The following is an 18,113-nucleotide window of genomic DNA, read 5'->3' on the forward strand; positions in this document are numbered from 1 at the left end:
TCAGCAATCAGCTTTCGCGACGCTTGCCACTGAATTTGCGATCTTTGTTGAAGCCACCTTCACGGCGCTCACCGCTCTTGTTGAACGGGCGGTCACCCTGGGGACGGCGATCCTTGTTGAAAGGACGCTCCTTGTTGAAGGGGCGATCGCTACGCGGAGGACGGGGAGCAGTGTTGCTGCCAGCCGGCACTTCGGTGTAGCGAGTGATCTGCAGCGGACGCTGGCAAACACGGGCTTTCTTGATCACTTCCAGTACATCGGCGGTCATGCCTTTCGGCAGATCGACGGTGGAGAAGTCATCGGCGATGTCGATGTTACCGATGAAACGGCTCTCGATGTTCGCTTCGTTGGCGATGGCGCCAACAATCTGGCCCGGCTTGACGCCGTGATGGGCACCCACGTCTACGCGGTAACGCTCCATCTCCACATCCGGGTTGTCTTTCAGCGGACGCGGCTCGAGGGACGGCATGCGACGGGCAGGACGATCACCACGGTCGCCGAAGTCACGGGCACCGAAATCGCGGCCACCGTCACGACGGTCGAAATCACGACCACCACGATCGTTGCTGGCATTCAGCAGCGGATCCGGGATGGAGTCATCCAGCAGCAGCGGTTGGTCGCCCTGTACCAGTTTGGCCAATGCGGCAGCCAGCTCCAGCGGATCGGCAGAATCTTCTTCGATCAGCTCGTTAACCAGGTTCACATAGATCTCGAGCTCTTCACCCATCATGGTTTCCCGGATGCGCTCTTTGAACTTGGTCAGACGGTGCTGGTTGATGTCCTCGGTGCTCGGCATCTTCATCGGCTCGATGGCCTGACGAGTAGCGTGCTCGATGGCGCGCAGCATGCGACGCTCACGGGGAGCAACGAACAAGATGGCTTCACCTTTACGACCGGCACGACCGGTACGGCCGATACGGTGTACGTAGGATTCGGTGTCGTACGGAATGTCGTAGTTCACTACGTGAGTGATACGCTCAACGTCCAGACCACGAGCGACAACGTCGGTGGCGATCAGGATGTCCAGCTGGCCTTGACGCAGCTTGTCAACGGTACGCTCACGCAGTTTCTGCGGGATGTCACCGTGCAGCGCTTCACAAGCGTGGCCACGAGCGGCAAGTTTGCCAGCCAGCTCTTCGGCAGCATTCTTGGTGCGCACGAAGACCAGTACGGCTTCGTACGGTTCGACTTCCAGCAGACGGGTCATGGCGTCCAGCTTGTGCAGACCGGTTACCTGCCAGTAACGCTGGCGGATGGTCGGTGCAGTGGACGTCTTGGTGATGATCTTGATCTCTTTCGGCTGCTTCAGGTGCTTCTGGGCAACGCGACGGATCTGGTCCGGCATGGTAGCGGAGAACAGGGCAACCTGACGGGTGGCCGGGCACTGCTCCATGATCCAGTCCACGTCGTCGATGAAGCCCATACGCAGCATTTCATCGGCTTCGTCCAGTACCAGGGCTTTCAGGCCGGAGAGGTCCAGGTTCTTGCGACGGATCAGATCCATCACACGACCAGGGGTACCGACGACAACCTGGGCACCACGACGCAGGGCGCGGGTCTGGGTTTCGTAAGAGGAGCCGCCGTAGATCGGCAGGACATGGAAGTCAGGCATGTGCTTGGCGTAACGTTGGCACGCCTCGGCAACTTGCAGGGCCAGTTCACGGGTCGGAGCCAGCACCAAAACCTGAGTGTTGCGGTTACCAGCTTCCAGACGAGACAACAGAGGCAAGGCAAAAGCAGCGGTCTTCCCTGTACCGGTTTGCGCCTGCCCCAGCAGATCGTGTCCCGCCATCAGGTGGGGAATTGCTGCGGCCTGGATCGGTGACGGGCGCTCATAGCCCACGTCTTGCAGCGCTTTCAATACAGGCGCGGCCAGTCCAAGCTCACTAAAAAGGGGCAGTTGTTCGGTATCAGACATAGATTCTTCCAGATTAAGGCAGGCGGCTAAGCACCGCGGAATAGCAAAAAGGCGGCGATTATAGCGCCACTTTGTTCTGCTGTCTTGAAAAATGTGATAAGCCTCTCAAGACGTTGGCAATTATAGAGGGATCTTGCGACTATGGCTTGCTTATTTTTCACTACTGGTGCGTTATTGCAGGTCACTCCTCGCTGGAGTCCTTGCCCCGCTTGTGTTTGAGCACCGCCATCGTCAGTCGGCTGGTACACAATAAACGTCCCCGTTCGTCCCGAATTTCAATCTGCCACACCTGAGTCGTCGCCCCCAGATGCAGCGGCGCGCAACGACCGGTCACCACCCCTTCCCGCTTGGCCCGCAGATGGTTGGCATTCACCTCCAGTCCCACGCAGTAGCTATCTGGCCCCACCGCCATATTGGCTGCCAGCGATCCCAGGGTTTCTGCCAATACTACCGACGCGCCGCCGTGGAGCATGCCAAGGGGTTGGTGGGTACGATGATCCACCGGCATGGTCGCTTCCAGCCAGTCCGGGCCAAAGCCGGTATAGACGATGTCGAGATGGGCCATCAGGGTGTTACGAGAGGTGGCGTTGAGCCCCTCCAGACTCATGGGCTTGCGCCAGATGGGGGCGTTTTCTTGACTCATGGCGAGCAGACTCCTTATGTGATCAATGGGTTAGACGCGAGCAGCGTCGGCGAAAAAGACAACGAAAAAAAGATGCCCCGACCGGGGCATCCTGGCAACCACCTTGCGTCACCAGGGATAGGTGACTCCGGGCCACTCGGCCCACGGCACCTCTCGCCCCGGCAGACGGGGTTCCGGCCACTGCCACACCCTGGCGAGCCAGTCGCGCAGCTGCGCCTCCAGCTCCTCATCCATGATGGGCGCCTCGGCCACCTTCCAGAAGAAGAGCTCTACAGCTACCTCCGGCAGCACCGAGGGGTAAAGATAAACCCCGCCCCAGAATTGCGGCTCCCGATCCGGGCTCCAGAGACCATAGGCAAAGGAGCGCTTGGCCAGAAACTCCGACTGCTGCCACTCCAGATCCCCTTCGTGCTGGCTCAAGCTGAAGTTGGCGGAGGGCCAGATATCGTTCGGGCGAAACAGCTGATGGAGCTGCTCCCGCTCGCGCAACATGGCGACAAACTCCACCACCGCCTGAGCGGGAGTGGCAGGCAACAACAAGAAACGTGGATGCCGATAGGCCTTCGGCACCCGAAACCGCTTGGGAAAACGCAGCATCAGAGCAGCTCCAGTAGGGCCTGCAATGGATGTTTGAGCTTCTCCCCCTCCATTCGCTTGACCTGACTGCGGCACGAATAGCCGGTCGCCAGACAGCGCGCTTTGGGCAGACGAGCAAGGGGATCGGCCCAGCTCAGCCCATAGATGCCCTTGGAGTTCTCCACCTGTTTGACGTCGTGACCATAGGTGCCTGCCATGCCACAGCAACCCACAGAGACCGGCTGCAAACTGGCCCCGAAGCGGCCAAACAGGGTGCTCCAGTCGCCGTGAGTCGAGGGCTTGGCGGTTTTCTCGGTGCAGTGAGCGAACAGATACCAAGGTTCGCTCCCCTCCCCGCTCTTTGCCTTGTCGGCGCTAACAGGCAGCTGATCTGCCGGCAGCGACAGCAGCCACTCCTGCGGCAGCAGCACCTGAAAATCACCGCGGGCCGACCCCAGCGCCTTGGCATACTCGTCGCGATAGCAGAGCACCATGGCCGGATCCACCCCCACCATGGGAATACCAAGCGCCGCCACCTTGTTGAGGAACTGGGCGCTGTTGGCGGCGGTGCGGGCAAAGGCGCGCAGGAACCCCTTGATATGCTGGGGTTTGCCGTTCGGTTTAAAGGGCAGCAGGTAGGGCTGGAAGCCGAGCTTGCTGGCAAGTTTCACCAGATCGCGCACCACGGGGGCATCGTAATAGCTGGTGAAAGGATCCTGCACGATGAGCACCACCTGCTTGCGTTGCTCGGCGCTCATCCGCTCCAGTCCCGGCAGATCAAAATAGCGGGCGCGGTTGTCATGCAGGCTCTCGGCCAGAGTCGGCACCGAGAGCAGCGGCACATCGACCATGCCGATGCTCTTCTCGGTCGCCTTCTGGGCCCACTCTTTTTCGAGGAAGAAGTTGACCAGTTTCGGTGCTTTGGCGAGCAGCGGCGCATAGCTTTCGACGGTGCCGACAAAGTAATCCTTCGGCGCGCGCAGGTAGCGGCCGTGATAAAGCTGCATAAAACGGGCGCGAAAATCGGGCACATCCACCTTGATCGGGCACTGGCTGGTGCACGCCTTGCAGGCCAGACAGCCCGCCATCGCCTCCATCACCTCGTGGGAGAAGTCATACTCGCCACGCTGTTTGGCCCAGCTGTTGCGCACCTTGTCCACCAGCTGCTTGAAGCGCACGCCACCGGATTGCAGCGCCACCTCTTCCGCCAGCGGATCGAAACCCTGCTCCGCCAACTGACGCAACCATTCGCGCATCAGGCCCGCTCGCCCCTTGGGGGAGTGGCGGCGATCGCGGCTGATCTTGACCGAGGGGCACATGGGGGAGTCGGTCTCGAAGGTGAAGCAAAGACCGTTGCCGTTGCAATCCATGGCGCGGGTGTAGCTGGTGCGCACGGCAAGCGGGATCTGACGGTCATACTTGCCGCGCTTGGGGCCATCCACCGACACCAGCTCGGCGCCGCTGCCATAGGGGATACAGATCTTGCCCGGGTTGATACGGTTGGCCGGATCGAACGCCCCCTTGACCCGCTGCAGCTCTTCCCACAGCTCGCCAAAGAAGGCGGGGCTGTATTCGGAGCGAAAACCCTTGCCGTGTTCCCCCCACATCAGGCCGCCATATTTGGCGGTGAGCGCCACCACCTGATCGGAGATGCGCCGCAGCAGCACCTCCTGCTCCGGGTCACAGAGGTCCAGCGCCGGGCGCACATGCAGCACACCGGCATCGACGTGGCCAAACATGCCGTAGTCGAGGCCGTGGGCGTCCAGCAGGGCGCGAAACTCCATGATGAAATCGGCCAGCGACTCTGGCGGCACGGCGGTGTCTTCGGTAAAGGCCACCGGCTTCTTGCGCCCTTCGGCGTTGCCCAGCAGCCCCACCGACTTCTTGCGCATGGTGTAGATGGTCTCGATGCTCGGCAGGTGGTCACACACCTGATAGCCGATGATCCCCGCCTCGCCCTTGGCCAGCAGCGCATCGATACGGCGGCAGAGCTCAGCCACCTTGGCCTTGTGTTCCGCCTCGTCGGTATCGGCAAACTCGACGATGTTGAGCCCCTGCAGATCCTTGCCGGGCACATCCTGAATAAGTTCTTTGACCGAATGCCAGATGATGTCGGCGCGGGCCAGTCCCAGCACCCGGGAGTCCACCGTCTCCACCGAGAGGGCCTGCGCCTGCACCATAAAGGGGGCGTTGCGCAGAGCGGAGGGGAAGCTGTCGTACTTGACGTTAACGAGCGTGCGGTAGCGCGGGATCGGTGTGATGTTGAGTCTGGCTTCGGTAATGAAGCCAAGAGACCCTTCCGAGCCGCACAGCACCCGGCTCACATCCAGCGTATCTGTATCCGGTTGATAGAGGTGCTTGAGATCGTAACCGGTCAGAAAGCGGTTGAGCTTGGGGAACGTCGCCTCGATGTCGGCGCGCCGCTCCTTGCCGATGCGATAGAGGGTGCGATAGATCTCCCCTTCCCGAGTTTCGAGGGCCAGCTTGTCCTCAAGACGGGAGCCATTGACCGGCTCGGTGACCATGATGTCACCGTTCTCCAACACGGCTTTCAGGCCGAGCACGTGATCCGAGGTTTTGCCGTAGACCAGAGACCCCTGCCCCGAGGCATCGGTGTTGATCATGCCCCCTAAGGTGGCGCGGTTGGAGGTGGAGAGATCCGGCGAGAAGAAGTAGCCGTGGGGCTTGAGCCAGGCGTTGAGCTGGTCTTTCACCACCCCGGCCTGGGCGCGCACCCACCCCTCATCCAGATTAATTTCCATGATCTGGTTCATATAACGGGAGAGATCGACGATAATGCCGCCGCCCAATGACTGACCATTGGTGCCGGTACCGCCACCACGAGGGAAAAAACACAGGGAAGCGAACGCCGGCTCTGCGGCCAGCTTGAGCATTGCTGCTATGTCATCCGCACTGCGCGGATAGAGAACCGCCTGAGGTACTACCTGATAGACGCTGTTATCCGTCGCCATCGCCAACCGGCTTGCATAAGACTTTTCGATATCACCACGAAATGCGCTGCGCTCTAGCAACTCAAGAAACTGCAGGGTTGCGGGTGACAAACTGTCCTGGTAATCGAGTCTCGGGATCATGAATCCTTGTTCCCATCCTTTGCTTGATGCCGGCACGCCGGCGACTACGACTGGCCGCCTGTCAATGGCAATCAGGCCAGTCCGCTCACATGTGAGCGGGCAGTATATCAGCTAGAAAACCGCTTGCGCTTGGCAATATTCACCATTTGAAAGGAGGACTTTTATGGCTCACCCCAGCCATGTTATCAGTACGCTTATCACCACCGAGAAGCAGGCGCTCACCCTGTCACTCGTCGGCAGCATCGCCTTTGCCATCTTCGGTATTGGCTACGGTCTGCTGGTCGGCTCCCACGCCATCATGCTCGACGGTATTTTCAGCCTGTTCAGCATGGGCATGACAGGTCTGGGTCTGGTCACGGCCTACTTCGTTACCCGTCCCTACGATGAGCGCTTCCAGTACGGCTACGCCCACTTCGAACCCATCGCCAACGTGATCAACGGCCTCATCATCTTGCTGCTCTGCCTGGGGGCACTCTATAACGGCATCACCACCCTGCTGGAGGGTGGCCGCGAGATAAACCTCGGTCACGCCCTCATCTGTGCGGCCATTTCCACCTTCCTCTGTTCGCTGCTTTATCTGGTCGAAGCCCGCTTGGCCAAGCAGTTCAACTCCGAACTGGTGCGGGTTGATTCCGAGGAGTGGCTGGTCGATACCATTTTAAGTGCCACCCTGCTGGTCGGTTTTCTGGTCGCCATTGGTCTGGATGCCATCGGCCACGGCCAATACAACCGCTACATAGACCCGGTGCTGGTCTCGCTGCTGGCCCTCTGTGCCACCCTCATTCCCATCAAGGTGCTGAGCAGAAACCTGCGGGAAGTATTCAAAATTGCCCCCAAGGGCGATGTGTCACAGCACGTCGAGCGGGAAATAGAGACGCTGCGCCAGCGTTATGGCTTCGAGTGCTATAGCCATCTGGCGAAAAGCGGTCGCCGCTTCGATCTGGAGTTGAACATTCTGGTGGCACCGGATCAGGATTGGCCGGTCGAACGGCAGGATGCCCTGCGCCATGAGCTCTGGTCCCGCCTCGGCGATACCCTGGGCGATGCCTGGCTCTCGGTCTGCTTCACCCGCGAAAAGCGCTGGTTGTAACGACCGCACGGGGGAGCGCGGCCCAGCCGCCTCCCCCTGTCTCATCACAGCCCCGTCACGCCCCGTTGATGCTGCACTTGCCAAATTGGCGCCAATCGTTATCATCAGGGCTCATTTTTTACCCGAGGTTTTATTGCCCATCATGGACAATCCCCGAAGTTGCCCTTCGTCCCTTTCTGTCAAAGCCTATCTTTATCTGCTTCATCAGCGCCTCTGAATAACACCTTTGCCTTGCTGTTACTGCGGCCATCGCGCGCCGTGATCACTGTTTGCTCTGTCTGTTTATATTGAGGTCACACAATGGAATTGCTGCTGGATCCCCATATCTGGATTGGTCTGTTTACCCTGATCATTCTGGAAATCGTGCTGGGGATCGACAACCTGGTCTTCATCGCCATCCTGGTGAAAAAACTGCCACCTGCCCAGCGGGACAAGGCGCGCATCATCGGCCTGTCGCTGGCCCTGCTGATGCGACTCGCGCTGCTGAGCGTGATGTCATGGCTGGTCACCCTGACCACCCCGATCTTGCATCTGTGGGATCACCCCTTCTCCGGTCGGGACCTGATCCTGATGGGGGGCGGCCTGTTCCTGCTGTTCAAAGCCACCTCCGAGCTGCACGAGCGGCTGGAAGCCAAACCCCAGGATGACGGCCCGGTAGGCGCCTATGCCAGCTTCGGGGTGGTGATCGCCCAGATCCTGGTGCTCGATGCGGTCTTCTCGCTCGACTCCATCATCACTGCCGTCGGCATGGTGGAACACCTTGGCGTCATGATGGCCGCCGTGACCATCGCCATGGTGGTGATGGTGCTCGCCTCCAAGCCGCTGACCCGCTTCGTCAACGCTCACCCGACCGTGGTGGTGCTCTGTCTGAGCTTCCTGCTGATGATCGGCTTCAGCCTGGTGGCGGAGGGCTTCGGCTTCCACATTCCGAAGGGCTACCTCTATGCGGCCATCGGCTTCTCGGTGCTGATCGAGTTTTTCAACCAGCTGGCCCAGCGCAGCGCCGAGCGCCACGAATCCAAACAGCCGCTGCGCGAGCGCACCACTGCCGCCATCTTCAAGCTGATGGGCAGCAAGGCCTATCAGGATCAGCCTGATGACGATCTGGACGCACCGGCGCCTGCGCCGCTGAGCTTTGGCGAGGAGGAGCGTTACATGGTGACCGGCGTGTTGTCGCTGGCCGAGCGATCCATTCGCACCATCATGACCCCGCGCTCCGAGATGGCCTGGATCGATATCAACGACTCCAGCGACGAGATCCGCGCCCTGCTGCAGCGCGAGCCCCACAGCCTGTTCCCCATCTGTGACGGGGATCTGGACGAGGTTATCGGGGTGCTCAAGGCGCGCGACCTGCTGTTTGCCTTGAATGAAGGGCAATCCTTAAGCGAACTGGCCAAGCAGAACGACCCCATTATCGTGCCGCAGACCATCAACGTGATCCGCCTGCTGGCGGAGCTGCGCAAAGCCAAGGGGAGCCTCATTCTGGTCTCCGACGAGTTTGGCGTCATTCAGGGGCTGGTCACCACCCACGATCTGCTGGAGGCTATCGTCGGCGAGCTGCCGGACGAGGACGAAACCCCGGATATCGTGCGCGATGGCGAAGGGTGGCTGATCAACGGCAGCACCAACATCCACCATGTGGAGCAGGTGCTGGAGCACGAAGGGCTGGTGAGCGAGAGCGACGAGTACGTGACCCTGGCGGGCATGCTGCTCTCCCACTTCGGCACCCTGCCCACCCCGGGCCAGCAGCTGCAACTGCAGCAACTCAACTTCGAGGTGATCGAGGTGAGCGAGCGGCGCATCGAGCGGGTGAAAGTGATGCCAGGCACGGCTTGAGCCTGCCACCGGTAAAAAACTGAAGAGGGCCAGACGGCCCTCTTTTTTATGCTTCAACTTTATGCCTCAACACCGCCTTTCGCGGCGGTTTGCGCTGATTGCTGCATCAAGCGCAATTCTCTTGTGCAATTACCCCTCTTTTTCACAACAAGATACCGGCATAGAGTGGCCTCACTTCCACCATGAGGAACTCAAAATGAGCCACGATCACCTGTTCTGCCCGCTGCGCCTCGGCCAGCTGCACCTTGCCAACCGCATCGTCATGCCCCCCATGACCCGCTCCCGTGCCAGTCAGCCGGGTGATGTGGCCAACGCCATGATGGCGAGCTACTACGCCCAGCGAGCCGAGGCGGGCCTGATCATCAGCGAAGGCACCCAGATCGACCCCATGGGCAAGGGCTACGCCTGGACGCCGGGGATCTACAGCGCCGAGCAGATCGCCGGTTGGAAGGGGGTGACCGATGCCGTGCACGCCAAGGGCGGCACCATCTTCGCCCAGCTCTGGCACGTCGGCCGGGTCACCCATCCCGACAACATCGGCGGCGCCCAGCCCATCTCCTCGTCAGCCATTGCGGCCACGGGCGTCAAGGTGTTCGTCGATAACGGCAGCGATACGCCGGGCTTTGTCGAGACAGTCACCCCACGTGCCATGACCCAGGCCGATATCGATGCGGTGGTGGGCCAGTTCCGTCAGGCGGCCCGCAACGCCATCAGCGCCGGTTTTGACGGCATCGAGCTGCACGCCGCCAACGGCTACCTCATCAACCAGTTCCTCGACTCCGAGTCCAACGCCCGCACCGACCGTTACGGCGGCTCGCTGGAGAACCGGCTGCGCTTCCTCAAAGAGGTAACCGAGGCGGTCAGCAGCGAAATCGGCGCCGATCGGGTTGGGGTGCGTCTTGCGCCGCTCACCACCCTCAACGGCACCGTCGATGCCAACCCGCAGGAGACCTATCTGGCGGCCGCCCGCCTGCTGGGCCAGCTCAATGTCACCTACCTGCACATTGCCGAAGCGGACTGGGACGATGCCCCCCTGATGCCGGAGAACTTCAAGCAGGGTCTGCGGGATGCCTTCCCCAACACCCTGATCTATGCCGGTAAATATGATGGGGCCCGTGCGCGCGCCGCCCTCGAAGCGGGCTGGGCCGACATGATTGGCTTTGGCCGCCCCTTCGTCGCCAACCCGGATCTGCCGAACCGGCTACGCCACGACTACCCGCTGGCCCCCCACGATCCGGCCACCCTGTTTGGCGGCGGCGAGCAGGGGCTGACCGACTACCCCGTCTATCAGGCCGATGACGCAGCGACCAGCAGTTGATTGCCGATGGCCAACCGGCCACGTAAAGCAGGCCCCACAGGTTGGGGCCTGTCGTATTGTTGCGCATTCGCAAGAGTGATATGACTGACCGAATCACTGTTGCAATGACCTCATTGTTCTCCCCCCCTCGCTTTCACAAGGAGTCCCCATGAATCACACCCAAGCCTGGTGCTGGCATGCCCCCGGTGAACCGACCCAGCTTACCCTCGCCGATCTGCCCCTGGCACCGCTCGCCCCTGACGAGGTACTGGTAGCCAACCGGGTTATCGCCTTCAACCCGGTGGACTGGAAGCTGATCGAATATGGCCACTCCAACTGGCAGGATGGTCAGGTGCCCGGCGTCGATGGCATGGGCACTATCGTGGCGCTCGGCGCCAACGTCAGCCATCTGCGTCTCGGCGCCCGGGTCGCCTACCACACCGACCTGCGCCACCACGGCAGCTTTGCCCGCCACACCCGGGTACCGGCCCGCGCCCTGCTGCCGGTGCCCGATGCCCTGAGTGACGAGGCGGCGGCCGCCCTGCCCTGTCCCGGTCTCACCGCCTGGCAGGCGCTGGCCAAGCTGCCACGCCTGCACGGGGAAGCGCTGCTCATCACCGGTGCGGGCAGCAGTGTCGGCCGCTTTGCGGTGCAGCTCGCCCTTAAACAGGGGGCGCGGCTCTTTGCCAGCGCCAGCCCACGCCACCATCAGTGGCTCAAACAGATCGGGGTGCAGGGGGTGGCCGATTATCGGGATCCGGAGTGGCTGGCCACCCTGCAGGCCACCAACGGCAACGAGCCGTTCGAGGGGATCATCGATCTGGTCTCCAGCCAGCAGGCGGAAAGCTTGCTGCCCGCCCTTGGCTACTACGGCCATATGGTGACGGTGCTCGGGCGCATCCCGCACAATCCGCTGCCCGCCTTTGCCCAATGCCTCTCATTACACGAAATTGCACTGGGCGCCCAGCACGCCTTTGGCTCGGACAAGCAGTGGAGCCGACTGGTGGCGGCCGGTGTCGCCATGATGGCGCAAATGGCGACCGGCGAGCTGACTCTGCCGCCGCTGGTGATCGGCAACTTCGAGGCGCTGCCCACCCTGCTCGAGCGCTTCAAGCGCGAAGGACAGGGCGAGAAGTTTCTGGTGCGGGTGGCGTAACGCTGACTTCGCCCGGCAGCTACACCAGCCTTTGAAATGAGAGAGGCCCGCCAGTGATGGCGGGCCTCTTTGTATATCAACTGCTTTTCATATCGACGGCATTGGCGCCTGACTCAGTGCAGGATCACCCCGTGGGTCGCAGCATAGCCACGGATCTCCCGGGTCAGCCGCGCCTTGTCAGCCAGAGAGAGCCAGCTCGCCTCAACGGCATTGAGCGACAAGCGGCAGAGCTGACTCATGGTCGCGCCGAGGCCATCGGCCAGCGCCGCAAAGTTGGCCCCCATATAGCCACCGAAATAGGCGGGATCGTCGGAGTTGATGGTGACGCAAAGCCCCTGCTCCAGCAGCCGCAACACATTGTGCTGGGCCATATTGCCAAACACCTTGAGCCGGGTATTGGAGAGGGGACAGACGGTGAGCGGCAGACGGGTATCCGCCAGATAACGCAGCAACTCGGGATCGTCGGCCGAGCGCACCCCGTGATCGATGCGGCACACCTGCAGCTCGTTGATCGCCTGCCAGATGTAGTCGGCAGGCCCCTCTTCGCCCGCATGGGCCACCACAGGCAACCCCAGCTCGCGGCAGCGGGCAAAGACCCGGGCAAACTTGCTGGGCGGATTGCCCTGCTCCCCCGAGTCGAGGCCGATGCCGTGAATGCGTGACAGGAAGGGCATAGCCTCTGCCAACGTCGCAAAGGCATCCTCTTCACTGAGGTGGCGCAAAAAACTCATGATCAGCCGCCAGCTGATGCCAAACTCTTTCTCCCCGCTCTGCAACGCCCGCTCGATGCCGCCCAGCACGGTAGCAAAGGGGACGCCGCGGGCGGTGTGGGTCTGCGGGTCAAAGAAGATCTCCACATGCACCACCTTGTCGGCAGCGCAACGTTCAAGATAGGCCCAGGTGAGGTCGAAAAAATCCTGCTCGGTCACCAGCACGCTGGCGCCGCAATAGTAGAGGTCGAGAAAGGATTGCAGGCAGTCAAAATCATAGGCGGCGCGCACGCTGGCCACATCAGGCCAGGGCAGCGGGATGTTATTGCGGCGGCCCAGCTCAAACATCAGCTCGGGTTCGAGGCTGCCTTCGATATGCAGGTGCAGCTCCAGTTTCGGCAGTCCGGCGATAAATTGCGCGGCGGTGAGGTGTTCGGATGTGACGGGCTTGGGAATCGGGGTGTCCATAGCGACGGCTCCAGCAGCAAAGTGATCCCGGCGTCAGCCCCTCCACCAGACTGACACCATGACAACTTTATTGTGCACCCAAGTGGCGAGACAGGGGAGACTTGTCATCAAACAGACTTATAATGGCGTCACAAAAATCATAATTGATTGAACATCTTAACGATTGGCGGCTCGCCTGCGCCCTGACAAGGAGTTTTCATGAAGAAGAACGTCATCTGCGATATCGACGGTGTCATCCTGCACAATAACGATCTCATCCCCGGTGCCGACCGTTTCGTACATCGCCTGCTGGAGCAGGGCAGCAAGCTCTTGTTCCTCACCAACTACCCGGCCCAGACCCAGAAAGATCTGCAAAACCGCTTCCGCTCCGCCGGGATCGAAGTGCCGGAGGAGTGCTTCTATACCTCCGCCATGGGCACCGCCGACTTCCTCAAGCGTCAGGATGGCAAGAAGGCCTATGTGATCGGTGAAGGGGCGCTGACCCACGAGCTCTACAAGGCCGGTTTCACCATCACCGACATAGACCCCGACTTCGTGGTGGTGGGGGAGACCCGCAACTACAACTGGACCATGATGCAACAGGGCGCCAAGTTCGTCGATCAGGGTGCCCGATTTATCGCCACCAACCCCGATACCCACGGCCCCATGATGCACCCGGCCTGCGGCGCCCTGTGCGCCCCCATCGAGCGGATGACCGGCAAGAAGCCGTTCTATGTCGGCAAGCCGAGCGCCTGGATCATCCGTGCGGCGCTCAACCGGATGGAGGCGCACTCCGACGACACCATCATCATCGGCGACAACCTGCGCACCGACATTCTGGCGGGCTTTCAGGCGGGGCTCGAGACGGTGCTGGTGCTCTCCGGGGTGAGCAAGGTGGCCGATATAGACCGTATGCCGTTTCGCCCGAACCATATTTTCGACTCCGTGGTCGACATCGATATCGTCTAATCACCACCCAAGCGTTAAACAGGGCAGGTCTCTCCTGCCCTTGCAGGATCTGTTATGGAACCCATTCTGATCGCCGTGGCCTTTGGCTGCGGCATGGTAGTCAATCTGATTGGCCTGCCCCCCCTGCTCGGCTTTCTGGCCGCCGGTTTTATCCTCAACGGCATGGGATATGAAAATACCCCCGCCCTGAGCGAGGTGGCCGATCTCGGCGTCACCCTGCTGCTGTTCACCATCGGTCTCAAGCTCAATATCAAGACCCTGATGCGGCGCGATGTGTGGGGCACCACCAGCCTGCACCTTCTGCTCTCCACCCTGCTGTTTACCGTGGTGCTGCTGGTCTGCAAGGGGCTGGGGCTCCACCTCGCCCTGTCGCTGGACTGGAAGCTGGCGCTGCTGCTGGGCTTTGCCCTCTCCTTCTCCAGCACTGTCTTCGCGGTCAAGGTGCTGGAAGATCGCAGCGACATGAATGCCCTCTACGCCCGCATCGCCATCGGCGTGCTGGTGATGCAGGATGTGTTCGCGGTGGCGTTTCTAGCCTTTTCCAGCGGTAAGTTGCCCAGTATCTGGGCGCTCTGGGTGTTGGGGCTGCCGCTGCTGCGCCCGCTGCTCTTCAAGCTGCTGGAGCGGGCCGGTCACGGCGAGCTGCAGGTGCTGTTCGGAGTATTTCTGGCGCTGGTGGTCGGAGCCGCCGGTTTTGAAGTGGTCGGCCTCAAGCCGGATCTCGGGGCCCTTATCATCGGCATGATGCTCGCCTCCCATCCTGCCGCAGCGGGCCTTGCCAAGGCGCTCTTCAACCTCAAAGACCTCTTTCTGGTCTGCTTCTTTCTCACCATCGGCCTCAACGGTCTGCCGACTCACGACACCATGTTGTTGGCACTGGCACTGGTGCTGGCGCTACCGCTGAAAAGCGCGCTCTACTATCTGGTCTATAGCGGTGCCCACCTGCGGGTGCGTACCGCCCTGCTCTCTACCCTGGCGCTCACCAACTTCTCGGAGTTTGGCCTCATTGTCGCGGCCATCGCCGCCAAGGCAGGCTGGATCTCCCACGAGTGGCTGGTGGCGGTCTCGCTGGCACTGGCGGCGAGCTTTATGATCTCGGCCCCGCTCAATGCCCAGAGCGAGCGCATTTATCACCGCATCGGCCACTGGCTGCGAGGATTACAGGCGAGCAACCTTCATCCGGAAGACAGGCCCATCGAGCTTGGCGATGCCGAGGTGATCATCCTCGGCATGGGACGGATCGGTCAGGGGGCCTACTTCGAGCTGGAGAACAAATACGGCAACGTCATTCTCGGGGTGGAGAACGACAGCGAGAAGCTGCCCACCCTGCGCGCCCAGGGGATGAACGTCATCGAGGGGGATGCCACCGATACCGACTTCTGGGACAAGGTGCTGCTCTCCAATCAGGTCAATCTGGTACTGCTGGCGATGCCCCACCACTCGGGGAATCTCTACGCCATCGAGAAGCTGCGCAGCCACGGCTTCAACGGCAAGATCGCCGCCATCGTCCGCTTCGAGGACGATATCGCCTCCCTGCAAGAACAAGGGGTGGATGCGGTGTTCAATGTCTACAACGAGGCGGGCAGCGGCTTTGCCCGCCATGTGATCCGCCGCTTGCAGCCGCGCTGAGAGCTGGTATCGGAGGCTTGGCGAGGGCCCTTGGCAAGGGGATGTGCATCGTTTAAGTTATGCTCAACCTCGTTTAATAAAACGAACAATCGCGGGGCCGGGATGGCCCCGCTTTCATATCCCCATTACCAGGGAGGCACCATGAAGACCCTTAACGACTGGATTTTGCTCGACCGCCACGAGGCAAGCCCCACCCCGCTGATGCCTGCCCCCGAGCGCATTAAAGCGGGCAACCCGAGCCAGACGGTATGGAACCACTACTCCGACCCCAGCCAGCAGTTTCACGTGGGCTTCTGGAGCTGCGAGCCCGGCCGCTGGGCCATTCACTACACCGAACACGAGTATTGCCAGCTGCTGGAGGGGGATGTGGTGATCCACGACAGTCAGGGCGGCCAGCTTGCCCTCAAACCCGGCGATCAATTCGTCATTCCCGCCGGCTTTGTCGGCGAGTGGGAGACCCTTACGCCCTGTCGCAAGGTATATGTGATCTTCGAACCCGCTTCGGCTTGACGTGCACGTCACCTGAACCCACTCCCTGTACCACGACCGGCGCCACTACCGGCCCCCTTATCCCGTTGATCCGCTTGACGCTTACGGCATGATTTTCTGCGGTTTTCCCGCTTGCAAAAGGTTTTTCCGCTAGGCATTGTGTCTGACGAGGAATGTAAATGGAATTTCGAGCCCGGACGTGGGGGGCTCATATAAAAATCAAGAGGATTACCGCCAATGTGTTCAATTTTCGGCATTCTGGACATCAAAACCGACCCGGCTCTATTGCGCAAATCGGCGCTGGAGATGTCCAAGCGACTTCGTCACCGCGGGCCTGACTGGTCCGGCGTCTACAGCTCCGACAAAGCGATTCTGGTGCACGAGCGCCTGGCCATCGTCGATCCGGGCAATGGCGCCCAGCCGCTCTACAACCCCGAGCGCACTCACGTATTGGCCGTCAACGGCGAGATCTACAACCACAAAGAGCTGGAGAAGAACCTCAAGGTCGACTTCCAGTTCCAGACCAAATCAGACTGTGAAGTGCTGCTGGCCCTCTACAAGGAGAAAGGCCCGGCGTTTCTGGACGATCTCAACGGCATCTTCGCCTTTATCCTCTATGACGCCGAACAGGATGCCTATCTGATTGGTCGTGACCACATGGGGATCATCCCCCTCTATACCGGTCGCGACGAACACGGCAACTTCTATGTCGCCTCCGAGATGAAGGCGCTGGTGCCGGTCTGCAAGAGCGTCGAAACCTTCCCACCGGGACACTACCTGTGGAGCAAGGATGGCGAACTTAAGCAGTGGTACAAGCGCGACTGGATGGAGTACAGCGCGGTCGAGCACAACGTCAGCGACAAGGCCGAGCTGAAAGCGGCACTGGAAGCGGCGGTCAAACGCCAGCTGATGTGCGACGTGCCCTATGGCGTGCTGCTCTCCGGCGGGCTGGATTCGTCCGTCATCTCCGCCATCACCAAGATCTACGCCGCCCGTCGGGTGGAAGACGATGGCAAGAGCGAAGCCTGGTGGCCGCAACTGCACTCCTTTGCCGTGGGGCTGGAAGGCTCGCCTGACTTGGCTGCCGCCCGTAAAGTGGCCGACCATCTGGGCACCATCCACCACCAGATCCACTTCACCGTGCAAGAGGGTCTGGATGCCCTGCGCGACGTCATCTATCACCTCGAGACCTATGACGTCACCACCATCCGCGCCTCCACGCCCATGTATCTGATGGCCCGTTACATCAAGGCGATGGGGATCAAGATGGTACTCTCCGGCGAAGGCTCCGACGAGCTGTTCGGTGGCTATCTCTACTTCCACAAGGCGCCCAACGCCAAAGAGTTCCACGAAGAGAACGTGCGCAAGCTCGCCTCTTTGCACCTCTATGACTGCCTGCGCGCCAACAAGTCGATGGCTGCCTGGGGGGTGGAAGGTCGCGTGCCCTTCCTCGACAAGGAGTTCATGGATGTGGCGATGCGCCTGCAACCTGCCGACAAGATGTGCGGCAAGGGCAAGATCGAGAAGCACATCCTGCGCGAAGCGTTCGAGGATCTGCTGCCCCACGAAGTGGCATGGCGCCAGAAGGAGCAGTTCTCCGACGGCGTGGGTTATTCGTGGATCGACAGCCTGAAAGCCATGGTGGAACAGGAAGTGACGGATCAGATGTTCGAGGCAGCGGAATTCCGCTTCCCCATCAACACCCCGCTCACCAAGGAGGCCTACTTCTACCGCGCCATCTTCGACGAGCACTTCCCGCTGGAAGCTGCTGCCCGTACCGTGCCCTACGGCAAGTCGGTCGCCTGCTCCACCCCCACTGCGCTGGAGTGGGATGCCAAGTTCAAAGAGATGGCCGACCCGTCAGGCCGCGCCGTGATGGACGTGCACCAGCAAGGCTACTAAGCCCGCACGGGTTCACCCGAGCGGATAACGCCAGATAGCAAAAAGCCCTTCACCACGGTGAAGGGCTTTTTAATTATTCAATTACGGATAATCATCTAACAACCTCAAAAATGACATAGATCATAGAAGTTTAATTTACCTGACGCAGGTAACAGTCTGAATCACTATATTCATTTTCTGTTCATAACTAGATGCTGGAAAATATTCCATCTGTCACGAAAATATTATGAGCGTTTATTTGTCCATTTCAGGCGTTCATCAAGCACTCTGTATATTCCCAGATAACACCATGGAGATTACATAAATGTCCAGCGTAACGAGAAGGTCGTTACCGCAACATGCTCTCGCCCCACAACCCA

The 18,113-nt window shown here is 60.6% G+C and carries 13 protein-coding genes; 8 read left to right on the top strand and 5 right to left on the bottom strand.

Annotation, left to right across the window (positions count from 1 at the left end; translation table 11 throughout):
• Positions 1-7: 7 nt before the first annotated feature.
• The 4 genes from I6G90_RS07330 to ydiJ all read right to left on the bottom strand — a co-directional run bounded on the left by I6G90_RS07330 (position 8) and on the right by ydiJ (position 6,229).
• A complete protein-coding gene (locus tag I6G90_RS07330; protein ID WP_042059352.1) occupies positions 8-1,918 on the bottom strand; it encodes a DEAD/DEAH box helicase in 1,911 nt (636 codons plus the stop codon).
• 181 nt (positions 1,919-2,099) lie between these two features.
• Entirely contained in the window at positions 2,100-2,561 is a 462-nt protein-coding gene (locus I6G90_RS07335; RefSeq protein WP_139409031.1) for a hotdog fold thioesterase, read from the bottom strand.
• Between the two features lie 108 nt (positions 2,562-2,669).
• A complete protein-coding gene (locus I6G90_RS07340; RefSeq protein WP_042059346.1) occupies positions 2,670-3,158 on the bottom strand; it encodes a hypothetical protein in 489 nt (162 codons plus the stop codon).
• Entirely contained in the window at positions 3,158-6,229 is a 3,072-nt protein-coding gene (ydiJ, locus tag I6G90_RS07345; RefSeq protein ID WP_197930492.1) for a D-2-hydroxyglutarate dehydrogenase YdiJ, read from the bottom strand. Before ydiJ ends, I6G90_RS07340 begins: the two co-directional genes overlap by 1 nt.
• A 163-nt stretch (positions 6,230-6,392) precedes the next feature.
• Between ydiJ and I6G90_RS07350 the strand changes: the two genes are divergently transcribed.
• From I6G90_RS07350 to I6G90_RS07365, 4 genes are all read left to right on the top strand, one after another.
• Entirely contained in the window at positions 6,393-7,319 is a 927-nt protein-coding gene (locus I6G90_RS07350) for a cation diffusion facilitator family transporter (protein WP_042059343.1), read from the top strand.
• Positions 7,320-7,619: 300 nt separating this feature from the next.
• On the top strand, positions 7,620-9,155 hold the full coding sequence (locus tag I6G90_RS07355) for a TerC family protein (RefSeq protein WP_197930494.1): 1,536 nt from the start codon (positions 7,620-7,622) through the stop codon (positions 9,153-9,155).
• Positions 9,156-9,351: 196 nt separating this feature from the next.
• Positions 9,352-10,473: an alkene reductase gene (locus I6G90_RS07360; protein WP_197930496.1), complete on the top strand. Its 1,122-nt coding sequence runs from the start codon at positions 9,352-9,354 to the stop codon at positions 10,471-10,473.
• A gap of 148 nt (positions 10,474-10,621) precedes the next feature.
• Positions 10,622-11,608: a zinc-binding dehydrogenase gene (locus tag I6G90_RS07365; RefSeq protein WP_197930498.1), complete on the top strand. Its 987-nt coding sequence runs from the start codon at positions 10,622-10,624 to the stop codon at positions 11,606-11,608.
• A 113-nt stretch (positions 11,609-11,721) separates the two neighbouring features.
• Here the strand turns inward: I6G90_RS07365 and I6G90_RS07370 are convergent, their stop codons facing one another.
• Entirely contained in the window at positions 11,722-12,786 is a 1,065-nt protein-coding gene (locus tag I6G90_RS07370; RefSeq protein WP_197930501.1) for an adenosine deaminase, read from the bottom strand.
• 198 nt (positions 12,787-12,984) lie between these two features.
• Here I6G90_RS07370 and I6G90_RS07375 point away from each other — a divergent pair, with 198 nt between their 5' ends.
• The 4 genes from I6G90_RS07375 (at position 12,985) to asnB (ending at position 17,754) form a co-directional block, all read left to right on the top strand.
• On the top strand, positions 12,985-13,734 hold the full coding sequence (locus I6G90_RS07375; protein ID WP_005337281.1) for an HAD-IIA family hydrolase: 750 nt from the start codon (positions 12,985-12,987) through the stop codon (positions 13,732-13,734).
• Between the two features lie 54 nt (positions 13,735-13,788).
• Complete coding sequence (locus tag I6G90_RS07380; protein ID WP_197930503.1) at positions 13,789-15,363, top strand: cation:proton antiporter family protein; 1,575 nt, start codon at positions 13,789-13,791, stop codon at positions 15,361-15,363.
• 141 nt (positions 15,364-15,504) lie between these two features.
• Entirely contained in the window at positions 15,505-15,873 is a 369-nt protein-coding gene (locus tag I6G90_RS07385; protein WP_197930505.1) for a cupin domain-containing protein, read from the top strand.
• Positions 15,874-16,089: 216 nt separating this feature from the next.
• On the top strand, positions 16,090-17,754 hold the full coding sequence (asnB, locus tag I6G90_RS07390) for an asparagine synthase B (protein WP_197930507.1): 1,665 nt from the start codon (positions 16,090-16,092) through the stop codon (positions 17,752-17,754).
• Positions 17,755-18,113 lie beyond the last annotated feature (359 nt).

It is taken from the genome of Aeromonas allosaccharophila, from assembly GCF_016026615.1.
Lineage (GTDB): Bacteria > Pseudomonadota > Gammaproteobacteria > Enterobacterales > Aeromonadaceae > Aeromonas > Aeromonas allosaccharophila.

Bases quoted from the DNA above. Each gene is read 5' to 3' on its own strand.
- I6G90_RS07330 (WP_042059352.1), bottom strand. From the start codon at position 1,918: ATGTCTGATACCGAACAACTGCCCCTTTTTAGTGAGCTTGGACTGGCC.
- I6G90_RS07335 (WP_139409031.1), bottom strand. From the start codon at position 2,561: ATGAGTCAAGAAAACGCCCCCATCTGGCGCAAGCCCATGAGTCTGGAG.
- I6G90_RS07340 (WP_042059346.1), bottom strand. From the start codon at position 3,158: ATGCTGCGTTTTCCCAAGCGGTTTCGGGTGCCGAAGGCCTATCGGCAT.
- ydiJ (WP_197930492.1), bottom strand. From the start codon at position 6,229: ATGATCCCGAGACTCGATTACCAGGACAGTTTGTCACCCGCAACCCTG.
- I6G90_RS07350 (WP_042059343.1), top strand. From the start codon at position 6,393: ATGGCTCACCCCAGCCATGTTATCAGTACGCTTATCACCACCGAGAAG.
- I6G90_RS07355 (WP_197930494.1), top strand. From the start codon at position 7,620: ATGGAATTGCTGCTGGATCCCCATATCTGGATTGGTCTGTTTACCCTG.
- I6G90_RS07360 (WP_197930496.1), top strand. From the start codon at position 9,352: ATGAGCCACGATCACCTGTTCTGCCCGCTGCGCCTCGGCCAGCTGCAC.
- I6G90_RS07365 (WP_197930498.1), top strand. From the start codon at position 10,622: ATGAATCACACCCAAGCCTGGTGCTGGCATGCCCCCGGTGAACCGACC.
- I6G90_RS07370 (WP_197930501.1), bottom strand. From the start codon at position 12,786: ATGGACACCCCGATTCCCAAGCCCGTCACATCCGAACACCTCACCGCC.
- I6G90_RS07375 (WP_005337281.1), top strand. From the start codon at position 12,985: ATGAAGAAGAACGTCATCTGCGATATCGACGGTGTCATCCTGCACAAT.
- I6G90_RS07380 (WP_197930503.1), top strand. From the start codon at position 13,789: ATGGAACCCATTCTGATCGCCGTGGCCTTTGGCTGCGGCATGGTAGTC.
- I6G90_RS07385 (WP_197930505.1), top strand. From the start codon at position 15,505: ATGAAGACCCTTAACGACTGGATTTTGCTCGACCGCCACGAGGCAAGC.
- asnB (WP_197930507.1), top strand. From the start codon at position 16,090: ATGTGTTCAATTTTCGGCATTCTGGACATCAAAACCGACCCGGCTCTA.